Genomic DNA, 232 nt, shown 5'->3' with positions numbered 1-232 from the left:
GCATCCCTAGAGGGTGTAGACAAAATAAAGTAAACTTCTTGCCTCCTTTCTATGCAGCATTGAGCCATGCCTAAAACTGGACGCCCACCGGTAATCGCTGCGCACCATTATCCTCTGCTGGCCAGGCTCGCTCATACGCAGCCTTATTCCAGTCAAGCCGAACTGGCGCAAGCATTCCATGCAGAAACGGGCATCACCGCGCATCCCGACACCTTTGCAAAAGCGCTGAGAC

At 53.4% G+C, this 232-nt stretch carries 1 pseudogene; it reads left to right on the top strand.

Annotated elements, in window-relative coordinates:
• Positions 1-66 precede the first annotated feature (66 nt).
• Positions 67-232 (top strand): annotated as a pseudogene (locus GHO32_RS26370) (IS5/IS1182 family transposase); the annotation flags it as partial.

It is taken from the genome of Pseudomonas sp. FSL R10-2189, from assembly GCF_009600325.1.
In the GTDB taxonomy this organism is placed as follows: Bacteria; Pseudomonadota; Gammaproteobacteria; order Pseudomonadales; family Pseudomonadaceae; genus Aquipseudomonas; species Aquipseudomonas helleri.
Note: the sequence above shows the minus strand (reverse complement) of the source record. Positions and strands in the feature narration are given on the sequence as shown.